The organism is Parazoarcus sp. PS-13 R2A (assembly GCF_057621855.1).
The window spans coordinates 104722-117925 of sequence record NZ_JBYEXN010000010.1 but is presented as its reverse complement, the minus strand read 5'-3'; the positions used below and the strand labels follow the sequence as shown (position 1 = coordinate 117925).

General features: G+C 63.7%; 13 protein-coding genes. 10 read left to right on the top strand and 3 right to left on the bottom strand.

Going from position 1 to position 13204, the window contains the following annotated elements; translation table 11 throughout:
* Positions 1–5: 5 nt before the first annotated feature.
* Positions 6–446 carry a GatB/YqeY domain-containing protein gene (locus tag AC22G6_RS11320; RefSeq protein ID WP_108948738.1) on the bottom strand — a complete coding sequence of 147 codons (441 nt, stop codon included), beginning with the start codon at positions 444–446 and terminating at the stop codon, positions 6–8.
* Positions 447–701: 255 nt separating this feature from the next.
* Between AC22G6_RS11320 and AC22G6_RS11315 the strand changes: the two genes are divergently transcribed.
* From AC22G6_RS11315 to AC22G6_RS11305, 3 genes are read left to right on the top strand one after another with little or no spacing between them, the layout of a single operon-like run.
* Positions 702–2474, top strand: a complete 1773-nt coding sequence (locus AC22G6_RS11315) for an N-acetylglutaminylglutamine amidotransferase (RefSeq protein WP_487366850.1) — start codon at positions 702–704, stop codon at positions 2472–2474.
* 10 nt (positions 2475–2484) lie between these two features.
* Complete coding sequence (gene ngg, locus AC22G6_RS11310) at positions 2485–4233, top strand: N-acetylglutaminylglutamine synthetase (RefSeq protein ID WP_487366849.1); 1749 nt, start codon at positions 2485–2487, stop codon at positions 4231–4233.
* Entirely contained in the window at positions 4230–5435 is a 1206-nt protein-coding gene (locus tag AC22G6_RS11305; protein ID WP_487366848.1) for an osmoprotectant NAGGN system M42 family peptidase, read from the top strand. Before ngg ends, AC22G6_RS11305 begins: the two co-directional genes overlap by 4 nt.
* Before the next feature lie 40 nt (positions 5436–5475).
* Here the strand turns inward: AC22G6_RS11305 and AC22G6_RS11300 are convergent, their stop codons facing one another.
* On the bottom strand, positions 5476–5916 hold the full coding sequence (locus AC22G6_RS11300) for a hypothetical protein (RefSeq protein ID WP_487366847.1): 441 nt from the start codon (positions 5914–5916) through the stop codon (positions 5476–5478).
* Positions 5917–6225: 309 nt separating this feature from the next.
* Between AC22G6_RS11300 and AC22G6_RS11295 the strand changes: the two genes are divergently transcribed.
* Together AC22G6_RS11295 and AC22G6_RS11290 are read left to right on the top strand one after the other, a co-directional pair.
* Positions 6226–7188 (top strand): DUF808 domain-containing protein, encoded by a 963-nt coding sequence (locus AC22G6_RS11295; RefSeq protein WP_487366846.1) that lies wholly within the window; start codon positions 6226–6228, stop codon positions 7186–7188.
* 252 nt (positions 7189–7440) lie between these two features.
* A complete protein-coding gene (locus AC22G6_RS11290; protein ID WP_487366845.1) occupies positions 7441–8634 on the top strand; it encodes an HPP family protein in 1194 nt (397 codons plus the stop codon).
* Between the two features lie 18 nt (positions 8635–8652).
* Here the strand turns inward: AC22G6_RS11290 and AC22G6_RS11285 are convergent, their stop codons facing one another.
* Positions 8653–9111: an RrF2 family transcriptional regulator gene (locus AC22G6_RS11285; RefSeq protein WP_487366844.1), complete on the bottom strand. Its 459-nt coding sequence runs from the start codon at positions 9109–9111 to the stop codon at positions 8653–8655.
* A gap of 124 nt (positions 9112–9235) precedes the next feature.
* Between AC22G6_RS11285 and ccoG the strand changes: the two genes are divergently transcribed.
* From ccoG to AC22G6_RS11260, 5 genes are all read left to right on the top strand, one after another.
* Complete coding sequence (gene ccoG / locus AC22G6_RS11280) at positions 9236–10642, top strand: cytochrome c oxidase accessory protein CcoG (RefSeq protein WP_487366843.1); 1407 nt, start codon at positions 9236–9238, stop codon at positions 10640–10642.
* A 76-nt stretch (positions 10643–10718) separates the two neighbouring features.
* Positions 10719–11396, top strand: a complete 678-nt coding sequence (locus AC22G6_RS11275; protein ID WP_487366842.1) for a DUF2238 domain-containing protein — start codon at positions 10719–10721, stop codon at positions 11394–11396.
* Entirely contained in the window at positions 11393–12013 is a 621-nt protein-coding gene (locus AC22G6_RS11270; RefSeq protein WP_487366841.1) for an acyl carrier protein phosphodiesterase, read from the top strand. The genes AC22G6_RS11275 and AC22G6_RS11270 overlap by 4 nt, the downstream gene beginning before the upstream one ends.
* 72 nt (positions 12014–12085) lie before the next feature.
* On the top strand, positions 12086–12466 hold the full coding sequence (locus AC22G6_RS11265) for an antitoxin Xre/MbcA/ParS toxin-binding domain-containing protein (RefSeq protein WP_108948731.1): 381 nt from the start codon (positions 12086–12088) through the stop codon (positions 12464–12466).
* Positions 12426–13163: an RES family NAD+ phosphorylase gene (locus AC22G6_RS11260; RefSeq protein WP_487366840.1), complete on the top strand. Its 738-nt coding sequence runs from the start codon at positions 12426–12428 to the stop codon at positions 13161–13163. Before AC22G6_RS11265 ends, AC22G6_RS11260 begins: the two co-directional genes overlap by 41 nt.
* Positions 13164–13204 lie beyond the last annotated feature (41 nt).

The following is a 13204-nucleotide window of genomic DNA, read 5'->3' as shown; positions in this document are numbered from 1 at the left end:
GTGTCTCAGCCGGCCAGGGCCTCACGCACCCAGGCGTTGGCCTGCTTGGCATCGAAGTTGGTGCCGTACTTTGCCTTCAGCGCACCCATCACGGTACCCATGGACTTCGGGCTGCGATCGGCGAGACCCGCGACGGTTTCCGCGATGAAGGCCTTCACTTCGGCTTCCGACGCCATGGCCGGGAGATAGCTCGCAAGGATGTCGGACTCGGTGCGCAGAATGGCAAGCCGAGCTTCATCCTTGATCACTGCAAGCGCTTCCTGATTGTTCTTGAGGAACTTGCGGATGGTCTGCTGCACTTCGTCGTCACTGCTTTCACGGTTGCCGGCGTTCTTGCCCACCATCTCGGCCTCGCCGATCAGGGTGCTCAGCAGCGTGGCGCGAACGCTGTCTGCCGCTTTGCGTGCAAGCAATGAATCCTTTTTCAGTTGTGCCAGAAGGCTCATCGGTGTACTCCGGAATAGGGTGGGCCTGCGTCGTTCCGCCTTGCGTGTGCCAGCGCTTGGGCGGCAGTCATGCGCAGCAAGAGAGGGCGGGATTTTACCCGACTTCCGTGCATGTCCGGCGAGTTGATTGGCTGTTGTTCCGGGCAGGACGGGCAGGGAAGTGCTATGACAGATGAGGGGTCGGATGGCGATACACAAATTCGGACAAAATAAATTTGTTAGAATGTATAGCTTGTCATCAAACAGGAATGCCATATGTGTGGAATTGCAGGTGAGGTGAGATTCGATGGGCAGACGCCCGATCTGAGCGCCATTTCGCGGATGAACGAGCATCAGCAGCGGCGTGGTCCGGACAACGGCGGCGTGTTTGCGCAGGGCGCACAGGCCTGGGGCCACCGGCGACTCAAGATCATGGACCTCTCCGAATCTGCGCAGCAGCCGATGGTGGATCCGCAACTCGGCCTTGGCATCGTGTTCAACGGTGCGATCTACAATCACCCCGAGCTTCGGCGTGAACTTGAGGGCAAGGGTTATCAGTTTTTCTCGCACGGTGACACGGAGGTCCTGCTGAAGGCCTATCACGCCTGGGGGCCGGACTTCGTGCAGCGCCTCAATGGCATGTTCGCGTTTGCGCTCTGGGAGCGCGACAGCGGCAAGGTGCTGCTTGGCCGCGACCGGCTTGGCATCAAGCCGCTGTACTACGCTGAACTGCCGGGCGGACTGCGTTTTGCATCCAGCCTGCCGGCCTTGCTCAAGGCGGGTGGGGTGGACACGAGCATCGATCCGGCCGCGCTCAACTTCTATCTGTCTTTCCATGCGGTGGTTCCGGCGCCTTACACGCTGCTGTCGGGGGTGCGCAAACTGCCGCCAGGAACGCTGATGAGCATCGAAGCGGACGGGCGGCGCACCGAACGCAGCTTCTGGTCGCTGGTGTATCCGCAGGATGCAGCCGACGAGAACCGCAGCTTCGAAGAATGGACCGAGATTCTGCTCGACAGTCTGCGAGGCGCGGTCAAGCGCAGGCTGGTGGCGGATGTGCCGGTCGGCGCCCTGCTCTCCGGCGGGGTTGATTCAAGCCTGATCGTGGGCCTGATGTCCGAGGCCGGGGTGAAGGATCTGCGTACCTACAACGTCGGTTTCGAGGATGTGGGCGGCGAGAAGGGCAACGAGTTCGAGTATGCGGACATCGTCGCGCGTGAGTTCGGCACGATTCATGAGCGCATCTTCGTGCCCGAGTCCGAATTGCTCACCCGCCTGCCCGAGGCGGTCGATGCGATGAACGAGCCCATGGTCAGCCACGACTGCATCGGCTTCTATCTGCTCTCCGAAGCGGTGTCGCGCCACAGCAAGGTGGTGCAGAGCGGGCAGGGCGCGGACGAAGTGTTCGGTGGCTATCACTGGTATCCGAAGGTCGCCAACAGCAATGATCCGGTGGCAGATTATCTTGCGGCCTTCCGCGACCGCGATTTCGAAGAGTACAGCCGTGTCGTGAGTCCGGCCTATCAGGGTGTGGACTGCAGCGGCGCCTTCGTTGCTGCCAGCTTCAACGCGCCCGGGGCGCATGATCCGGTGGACAAGGCCTTGCGCCTCGATACCACGGTCATGCTGGTGGACGATCCGGTGAAACGGGTCGACAACATGACGATGGCGTTCGGCCTCGAGGCGCGGGTGCCCTTCCTCGATCACGAGCTGGTCGAACTCGCTGCCCGTATTCCAGCGCGCCACAAGCTGTCCCACGGGGGCAAGGGTGTGCTCAAGGAGGCGGCGCGCAAGGTCATTCCGTCGGCGGTCATCGACCGTCCCAAGGGCTACTTCCCGGTGCCGGCGCTCAAGTATCTTCAGGGGCCGGTGCTGGAGCGGGTCCGGGATTCGTTGAGCAGCCGCTCGGCGCGGGAACGCGGGCTGTTCCGCAAGGACTACGTTGACACGTTGCTGGCCGATCCGATGGCGCACATCACGCCCTTGCGCGGCTCCAAGCTCTGGCAGCTCGGCCTGCTCGAGTGGTGGCTTCAGACGCATGTTTCCTGAGGAGCGGGTGATGATCCGCAAACAGCTTGCGCGCGTGAGGCGCGCCGGAAATCAGGCGCTGCATCTGCCCGCCGGTCAGCCCGAAGCCGTGGCGATGCCGGAGGATGTCATCGTGGAGTGTGGCTGGGGGCGCTGGCTGCCGGCACAGACCTGGCGCGATCCGGCCGCGCTCGCCAGCCAGTTGTTGCTTGAGCGTGCGGGCCAGCGTGATATTGCCTTCTATGTCGAAAAGCCGCAGGTGGTCGTGGGCTCCGCACCGCAACAGCTCTTTCTCGACCCGTCCGATGCCTTCCGCCTGCAATTGAGCGCCTATCGCGCTCAACGCGCGACGCGTCGCGGATTCAATGTGCGGCGTTTGCGCACCCGCGCAGATGTGGCCGCGATCAATGCCCTGTACAGGATGCGACGCATGGTGCCGGTCGACCCGCAGCGGGTGTGGCGTGAGCGCGCGAGCCGGGTGATCACCTATGCGCTGGCCGAGGATCGCAGCACCGGCGAGGTGATCGGCGTGGCAATGGGCATGGATCATGTCGAAGCCTTTGCCGACCCCCAGGCCGGTTCCAGTCTGTGGGCGCTGGCTGTGGCACCGCAGGCGACCTATCCCGGCGTGGGTGAGGCGCTGGTGCGCTATCTCGCCGAGCACTACCTCGCGCGGGGCCGGGCATGGATGGACGTTTCGGTGTTGCACGACAACGCGCAGGCGATCAGCCTGTACGAAAAGCTCGGCTTTCAGCGGATTCCGGCGTTCGCGGTGAAGCGACGCAATGCGATCAACGAGGCGCTGTTTACTTGCCCGTCTGAAGGCCTCGAGGGGCTCAACCCGTATGCGCGGCTGATTGTCGACGAGGCCATACGGCGCGGCATTCACGCCGAAATTCTGGATGCCGAGGGCGGATACTTCCGCCTGACGCTGGGCGGGCGCAGCATCGTCTGTCGCGAGTCGCTGTCCGAGCTGACCTCGGCCATCGCAATGAGCCGCTGCCAGGACAAGCGCGTGACGCTGAAACTGCTGGCGGCAGAAGGGGTCAGCGTGCCGGCCCAGATCGCTGCCGACGACCCCGCCGCGCGCGCCGCATTTCTGGCCAGGTATGGCGCAGTCGTGGTCAAGCCGGTCGAGGGGGAACAGGGCAAGGGTATCAGCGTCAATCTTACGGCCGCGGATGAAGTCACGGCTGCGGTGGAGCGTGCGCATGGTTTCTGCGATCGCGTCATCGTCGAGCAGTTCTGCAGCGGCGAGGATCTGCGCATCGTCGTCATCGATTTTCGCGTGGTGGCCGCTGCAGTGAGGCGCCCGCCAGTGGTGGTCGGCGATGGCGAGAGTTCGGTGCAGACCCTGGTCGAAAAGCAGAGTCGGCGTCGTGCCGCGGCCACCGGGGGCGAGTCGAAGATTCCCCTCGATGACGAAGCCGAGCGCTGCATTCGTTCGCAGGGCTGGACGCTGTCGTCCGTGCTGCCCGCAGAAACCCGTCTGCGGGTGCGCAACACTGCCAATCTGCACACCGGTGGCACCATTCACGATGTGACCGCGGACTTGCACCCGGCCTTGCGCGAAGCCGCCGAAAAGGCTGCCCGCGTGCTCGATATTCCAGTGACCGGGCTCGACTTTCTGGTGCCGGCGGTCGATGGCCCGGATTACGTCATCATCGAGGCCAACGAACGCCCCGGGCTCGCAAACCATGAGCCTCAGCCCACCGCGGAGCGCTTTGTCGACCTGCTGTTTCCGCGCAGTCGGCAGCTCACAGGAGAAATTCATACATGACGCAGAAAATACCGCCGATCGATTACGAGTACCTCGAGGAAACCATGCTGCAACTGCTGGCCATCCCCAGCCCGGTCGGGCTCACGGATGCCGTGGTGCGCTATGCAGCGGGGCGCCTGGAAGCGCTCGAGATTTCCTACGAACTGACGCGCCGTGGCGCGATTCGCGGCACCTTGCGTGGACGCGAAGCGCAGCCTGCACGCGCCATCGTTGCCCACCTCGACACCCTTGGTGGCATGGTGCGCAGTCTCAAGTCCAATGGCCGGCTCGAGATCGTGCCGATCGGGCACTGGTCCTCGCGCTTCGCCGAAGGCTCGCGGCTGACGATCTTTACCGACAGCGGTCATGTGCGGGGAACCTGCCTCCCGCTCAAAACATCGGGGCACGCCTTCGGTGGCGAGGTCGATACCCAGCCTGTCGGCTGGGAGTTCGTCGAGGTCAGGGTCGATCTGCCTGTCACCGACACGGCGGGTCTGGAGCAGGCCGGTATCAATGTCGGCGACTGGATCGCTTTCGACCCCGAGCCCGAAATCCTGGCCAGCGGCTATATCAACTCGCGCTACCTCGATGACAAGGCCGCGGTGGCCGCACTGCTGACTGCATGCAAGGCGGTGCGTGACCACAAGCTGCAGCTGCCGGTCGATGTGCATCCGCTGCTCACCATCACCGAAGAGGTCGGGTCGGGGGCGTCGGCCGCCTTGCACGGCGAGATTGCCGAAATGCTCAGCCTCGACATCTCCATCGCCGCGCCGGGACAGAATACTTCGGAGCATGCTGCGACGATCTGCATGCAGGACATGTCCGGCCCCTTCGACTATCACCTGACGCACAAGCTGATCAGCCTGGCGAAGGAAAACGACATCGCCCATCGGCGCGATATTTTCCGCTACTACCGCTCCGACTCGGCGGCGGCTGTCGAGGCCGGAAACGACATTCGAACCGCGCTGATCGGCTTCGGTGCGGATGCCTCGCACGGGCAGGAGCGCACCCACCGTGATGCGCTGGTGGCGCTGACGCAGCTGGTGATCGCCTACATGATCAGCGAGCCGGTTGCGCGTCGTGACAGCCACTCGATGGGCTCGCTCGAAGGCTTCACCGAGCAGCTGCGTCCGCAGGATATGGTGCTGCCCACGACGCCGCTGCCGACGCCCGAGGAGTTCCTCGACGCGCCGTTTTCGGTGACGCCGTCAGAGCGGCTGTGAATCGGGCGCACCGCGATCGTTCGCGGTGTGCCTCAGGGCTTCAGTTGCGCTGCGCGCTCCGTCTCAGCCCCCTGTCGGAGGCTGGGGCGTGCGGGTGCCATTCAACCTGGCCGAGACTGCAGGTCGGGGAGCAGGTTGGTTCGGTATGATCGACCTGTTCTGCGCAGGGGCTCAGGCAGTTCTGCCGGTTCAGGCACAGGCAGAAATAGCCACGCGGGAATGAGCTCATCCCCGGATCGGGTTCGGCAAGATCGAAGGTTTCAATCTGCACCATATGCAGGAAGCGCTCTACCGCCAGGCGTCCGCGAAAGGTCGTGAGCTGACCATTGCTCGCGCACAGGCGACGACCATCCATGGAGATCGCAAAGCACTGATCGTCTCCCGCACCAACCGGGTGAACACACACATGCATCGACTTGCGTCGCCATTCGGGCGCAACCGCGAGTTCGAGCCATGTTGCCACTCGTCCGTTCCTGTCCATTGTCTGTCTCCTCTTGTCCCGCCTTGTATTGGGAAGCATAGAGGAGTTGCAGCGGGAATTCCATTTGGATTGGGTGGGTGGCGAGGTGACTGATAGTCAAGGCAAAATGAAGGCCTGCCGCCCAGGTCGAGAACCCACGGCTACGGGGCTTTTGAGCGCCGTGCCGGACGCCTTCGTGAGCGTCGGATCGATTGCCGGACCGAGGTTGTGCCCGGCAGTCGTGGATTTGCCTGCTTAAGGTTTTATAGTGACACCTTTCAAATCTGCGCGACCTCACCGGTCGCGCGCTTGCCGAGAACGGATACCCTGATGGCCGGAGCCAGTCTGCTTGCCCTGTTGGATGACATTGCGACCGTCCTTGACGATGTCGCGGTAATGACCAAGGTCGCCGCCAAGAAAACGGCTGGTGTGCTCGGCGACGACCTTGCACTCAATGCCGAGCAGGTTTCGGGCGTGCGAGCGGAGCGCGAACTGCCGGTGGTGTGGGCGGTTGCCAAGGGGTCGATGCTGAACAAGGTGATTCTGGTGCCGGCGGCACTGGCGATCAGCGCCTTCATCCCCTGGCTGGTGACGCCGCTTCTGATACTCGGGGGGCTGTTCCTGTGTTACGAAGGTGTCGAGAAGCTGGCGCACAAGTTTCTGCACGATCCGGCAGAGGATGCGGCTCACCATGCCAGGCAACTGGCGGCGGTGGCGGATGAAAGTGTCGATCTGGCCGCGTTTGAAGCGGACAAGATCAAGGGCGCGATCCGCACCGACTTTGTGCTCTCGGCCGAGATCATCGTGATCGCACTGGGTACCGTGACCGGTCAGCCCTTCGTGACCCAGCTTGCGGTCCTGTCCGCTATTGCGGTGCTGATCACGGTTGCGGTGTACGGCCTGGTGGCGGGCATCGTGAAGATGGACGATGTCGGTCAGCACCTGCTGGAGAAGACGAGCGCTGTCTGGCAACTTGTCGGACGCGGGCTGCTGCTGGCGGCGCCCCGCCTGATGAAGGCGCTTGCGGTCATCGGAACCGCGGCCATGTTCATGGTGGGGGGCGGCATCCTGACTCATGGTGTGCCGCTGCTGCACCATGGTATCGAAAACGCTGCAGAGGTGGCCGGCGCGGTGGCCGGCATCGGCGGTGTGCTGGGTGTGGCAACGCCGCTTGTGCTCGACGTCGTGGTCGGCATCATCGCGGGCGCCCTGACCCTGGTTGCGCTCAGGCTTCTCGGCAAGGTCCGCACGGCGTTTGGCCCTGGCGCCGAGGGTGCGTCCGGCAAGGGCTGATCGCTGCGACTGATTGAGATGTGCCGGTGCAATACCGGCATGCGCCCCGGTCGGTGTCGATGCGGGTGCGCTGACGCTTGACCATCGTCATTCCGTCTTTGCCCGTCCTCGGGTCCAATCGCTGCCCATGGTCCACCCGCGCGAGAACGCGCGCGGTGGATGCGTTGGGATTCGAGTCGATACGAGGAAGCCGGTTTCCATGCACGTTTGTATTGCCCTGAGTCGTCTGCACAGTGCCTCGCCCGGGCGAACATGCCCGGGCGTCTGCGCGCCATGACGGGGGTGCTGCGTCGCGTCTGGGCGGCACGCCACGGATTTCTGCCAAACCAGCAGCACGTCAACGGGCAGGAGCGTCTGCGTGCAGCGTTCGGTGCCTTGCTCGGGCTGTTCACAACCGCCTTGCTTGGACGCCTGTTTGTCGATGCGGCTGCATTGCCCTGGATCATCGCGCCGATGGGCGCCTCCGCCGTGCTGCTGTTCGCCGTACCGGCGAGTCCGCTGGCACAGCCGTGGGCGATGCTCGGCGGCAACCTGCTGGCGGCGGTGATCGGCGTCGCGTGTGCGCGCGGGATTCCGGAGCCGATGATGGCCGCTGCGGTCGCGGTCTCTGCTGCAATCGGTCTGATGTTCGTGCTGCGCTGCATTCATCCGCCCGCCGGCGCGGTGGCGCTGACCGCAGTGGTCGGTGGCCCCGCGATCGAGGGCCTCGGCTTCGGCTTCGTGATCTATCCTGTCCTGATCAATTCCGTCTGCCTGCTGACGCTGGCGGTGCTCTACAACCGTGCGACCGGGCGTGAGTACCCGCAACGAAAGGCGGTGATCGCTGCCGCCGAACCGGCGGGCGCTGCACCCTCATCGCTCCGGGGGCTGGCTGCCGAGGATCTGGATGCGGTACTCGACGAGTACAACCAGGTGCTCGACGTCAGCCGCGAAGACCTGCGGGACCTGTTTCTGCGTGCAGAAGCACATGCTTACCGGCGCCGCTTCGGCAGCGTGAGCTGTGCAGACGTGATGACGCGAGCCGTGATCTCGGTCGAGTATGGAACCCTGCTTGAAGAGGCCTGGGAGGTGATGCAGCGACACCAGATCAAGGCCTTGCCGGTGGTGGACAGGGCGCGCCGAGTTGTGGGCATGATGACCCGCGCCGACCTGATGAGACGGGCCGGTCCTGGAGGCTATCGCGGATTCGACGAACGCCTGCGGCGCTTTGTCCGCCGCAGCGGACGCACGCACAGCGACAAGGCCGAGGTTGTCGGTCAGGTCATGAGCACGCCGGTACAGACGGCGGAAGAGCTCACGCCATTGATCGATGTGATTGCATTGCTGGGCGGCGCGGGGCACAGCCATATACCCATCGTGGATCACGAAGGGCGGCTGAGCGGCATCGTCACCCCACGCGATCTGATTACCGAACTGTACCGGGGGCGGCTTGCGGTAACGGCGTGAGCCGGGCGCAGTCGCTGCTCAGGCCTTGTCTTCTGCGATGGAGTGTCTGATGACCTTGATCACCGCGGGGCGTTCAAGGCCCGGTGTCAGGATGTCGGCCAAGGTGTAGCCATCGAGCACCCGGAACATTGCCACGAGCGCCTCGTTCAGGATGGGCTTGAGCTGGCAGTCGGGTTCGATGTGGCAGCGCGAAGCCTCGCCGAAGCACTCCACCAGCGCAAAGTCGGTCTCGGTGTGACGCAGCACTTCGCCGAGCGGGATCTGCCGCGGGGCGCGGGCCAGGCGGATGCCGCCACCCTTGCCGCGCAAGGTGTCGATGTAACCGGCACGACCGAGTTGATGCACGACCTTGGTCAGATGGTTCTCCGAGATGTCGTACAACTTGGCAATTTCGCCGATCGTGGCGAGTCGGTCGGTATGCGTGCCCAGATGCATCAGGACACGCAGCGAGTAGTCGGAGAAGGCACTGAGGCGCATGATTTTATAAGGTGTATCCGAAGTGTTGATTATGAGCCAGGACGCTGCTAACCTTAACATGCATCAAAAATAAACCTTAAGCCGGCGGTCATGACCGGTGTTCTCCAACCCCGTGGTCGCCCCAATGTCCGAGCCGAACAGCCCCCAGCGTGTCATCCCGATACAGCCGCTCTTTGCATCCGATCCCAAGGTGTATCCGCGCACGGTCAGCGGCCTCTTTCAGCGCTGGCGCTGGGTGTTTGCATGGCTTACACAGATCGTATTCTACGGATTGTGCTGGTTGCCATGGAACGGGCGTCAGGCGGTGCTGTTCGATCTCGATGCCCGCCGCTTCTTCGTCTTCGACTTCGTGCTGTGGCCGCAGGACATCATCTATCTCGCGATCCTGCTGGTGCTGTCCGCCCTGGCGCTGTTTCTCTTTACCACGGTGGCCGGGCGACTGTGGTGCGGCTACACCTGTCCGCAAACCGTCTATACCGAGATTTTCCTGTGGATAGAGCAGCGGATCGAGGGCGATCGACCCAGGCGCATCAAGCTTGATGCCGCGCCGTGGTCCGCACGCAAGGTCGGCCTGAAAGCGGCCAAGCACAGCGTCTGGCTGGTGCTTTCACTGTGGACCGGGTTTACCTTCGTCGGCTATTTCACGCCGATCCGCGAACTGGCTGATGCGACACTGAGTTTCTCACTGAGTGGCTGGGAGACATTCTGGGTGCTGTTCTACGGTGCAGCGACCTATGGCAACGCCGGTTTCATGCGCGAGCAGATGTGCAAGTACATCTGCCCCTACGCGCAGTTCCAGTTCGTGATGTTCGATCCCGATACCCTGATCGTGGCCTATGACGAGAAGCGGGGCGAGGCCCGTGGCGGCCGGTCAAAGAAGGCGGTGCCGGCCGAGGAGGGGCTCGGCGACTGCATCGATTGCAGCATCTGCGTACAGGTGTGTCCGACCGGCATCGATATTCGCGACGGGCTGCAGCTGGAGTGCATTGGCTGTGCGGCCTGCATCGATGCCTGCGATCAGGTGATGGACAAGATGAACTACCCGCGCGGGCTGATTCGCTACTCGACCGAAAATGCGCTCAAGAACCGCTCGTCGACGAATACGATCATTCGCCGCAGCCTGCGTCCTCGCGTGCTGATCTATTCTGCCGTGTTCTTCTCCCTGCTGGCGGTGACGGTGTGGTCGCTCGCCACGCGCGTGCCGCTCAAGCTCGATATCGAGCGTGACCGCGCCGTGCTCGCAACGGAAGCCGCTGACGGCTCGATCGAGAATGCCTTCCAGCTGAGCCTGATCAATGCCAGCGAGCAGGCGCGGACCTTCGACGTCAGCGTCACGGGCATCGACGGCATTCACCTTTCGGCGCCGCTGAAGGTCGTCGTGCCGGCGGCAGCTTCGGCGTCGGCAACGGCGCAAGTCAGGGTCGAACCCGGTGCGCTGCGCGTGGGTTCGCACCCGTTCCGCTTCTCGGTGGTGGATGCGCAAGACTCGACCGTGACGGTAAGCGAAGAGGCAAAGTTCTGGATGCGGTGAGTCCGGCCCCACGCGAGCCTTGTAGAATTCGCTTCTCGTCTGGCATGACGACCAGATGTCCGCTGTGAGGCAAACGATGAACGCGAAGAACCACCGGGTGCGATCCCGAGAGACCGTGCTGCTTGCTGCGGCAGGAGTTTGCTGTGTGTTGCTGGTGATGTCCGGCATCGAGCCGTATGACCGCGCCACCTGGCTGATGGAGGTTGCGCCAGTGCTGATCGCACTGCCGACGCTGTTCCTGACCCACCGGCGGCATCCGCTCACCGATCTGCTGTACGGGCTGATCTTCGTGCATGCGGTGATCCTGATCGTCGGCGGGGCCTACACCTATGCGCGGGTTCCGTTCGGCTTCTGGCTGCAGGACGTGCTGGCGACCGCTCGCAACCCTTACGACAAGATCGGACACTTTGCTCAGGGGCTGGTGCCGGCGCTGCTGGCGCGGGAAATCCTGTTGCAGGGAGGGCGTGTCAGCGGCAGGCGACTGGCCGGCTTCCTGTCGGTTTGCGTTGCGATGGCGGTCAGCGCCTGGTACGAACTGGTGGAGTGGGGCGCAGCCCTGCTCATGGGGCAGGGGGCGGACGAGTTTCTCGGCACCCAGGGCGATCCGTGGGATACGCAGTCCGACATGTTCATGGCTTTTCTGGGCGCGCTGGTGAGTGTGCTGTTACTGGCGCGCTGGCATGATCGCCAGCTGGCGCGCAAGCGCGTTGCAACAGAAGGGCTCGCCCCCGATATCAGCATGAGCTGCGGATGAACTTTCTCGCGCATCTGCAGCTTGCTCAGGTCAGCCGCACCTCGCCTGCAGGCAACCTGCTGGGCGATTTCGTGAAAGGGCCGCTGCCGGCAGATCTTGCACCTGCGCTCGCGATCGGCATCCGCCTGCACCGGCGCGTCGACGCATTTACCGATGCGCATCATGAACACCGTGCTGCGGTGCGGTGTTTCGAGCCACCCTGGCGCCGCTTTGGCGGGGTGCTGGTGGACATGCTCTACGATCACTGGCTCACGCTGCACTGGGACGGATTCAATACGCAACCCCTGGATGCCTTCTTGCGCGAGAACTATGCTGCCTTGCTGGCGAGCGAAGCACGTCATCCGGACGTGCTGCCCGACGGCCTGCCCTTGCCCCTGCGGCGCATGGCTGAGCAGGACTGGCTGTCGACCTATCGCAGCGAGCATGGCCTGCGCCGCGCGCTCAATGGCATTGGCAGTCGTCTGCGCCGGCCGCTCGAACTCGGCGCCAGTCTCGACACCCTGAGTGATGCACGATGGGCAGAGATGGAGGCGGGCTTTCTGCGTTTTTATCCGGAGCTTGTCGCGTTCGCGCGCGACGAGGCTGTGAGCATCGCCGCGCTGACTGAGGAAATGTAGCGGGTCTGATCGACCGCGTGGTTTCTGTAGAAATATTGATGTGCTAGAATTTCTGCAGAAAGGAGGTGCCCTATGGCAGTCATTTCCCCCGGGCTTGCAGTCCGGCCTGAAGCCGCATCGGTGCTGAGCAAGGCGGTCGCGCGTGCCGCCGAGCAGCTCAATGTTTCGCGCGCGCTGCTGGCGCGGGTGCTCGGCGTCAGCCCGGCAACGGTGACGCGACTCTACAGTGGCGACTATGTGCTTGATCAGGGGCGCAAGGAGTGGGAGTTTGCGCTGCTGTTCGTGCGCGCTTTCCGTGCGCTCGACTCCATTGTCGGCAACGAATCCAGTGCCCGCGCATGGCTCAACAGCGAGAACCGCGCACTCAACGGCCGTCCGGTCGATCTCATTCGCAGTACGGAGGGGCTGGTCCGTGTCGTCCAGTACCTGGACGCCTCTCGCGGTCTCGTCTGAGGCGCGCGCCTGGCGCGGCGCGGCCTGGCGCATCGTGGAGGCACAGCACGTCGCGTCCACGATGAAGATCGTCGACAGCCGGGACGAGCAGGACGTACTGGAGAGTCTGCTCGAGGACAGCAAGCCGGCGTTGCCCGACGCTGCAGGACGGCTGGACTATCTGCTGGCTGCGCCGTTTCGTTATCCGACGCGGCGCGGTGGTTCGCGTTTTCGTGCGGCAACCGATCCGGGCGTGTTCTACGGTGCCGGAACCGTCCGCACGGCCTGTGCCGAACTCGGTTACTGGCGCTGGCGTTTTCTGATGGATGCGGTCGATCTCGAGCGCATGGAGCCGGTCGCCCACACGGCCTTTCGCGCTGCCATCGCCACCTCTGCAGTCGATCTGCGTGCGGCGCCGTTCAGTCGCGATGCGGCGCTGTGGCAGCACCCCACCGATTACGCGGCAACCCAGGCGTTTTCGCGGCAGGTGCGCGACGCAGGCGTTGGCGCGATTCTCTACAAGTCGGTTCGCGATCCGCGTCCGTCGTGGTGTGTCGCCTTGCTGGAGCCGGAGGGCTTTGCGCGCGCTGTGCCGTATCCGGGCACGCAGACGTGGTGGCTGATGGTGTATCCGGATGCCGTGGTGTGGCGGCGCGACCGGGAGTCGTTCACCTTTTCCAGCGAGCGCTGGCTGCAGATGCAGGAAAACGGGGCATGACAGGCGCTGCAATACGTAATATTTGCACGAATATTAACGAA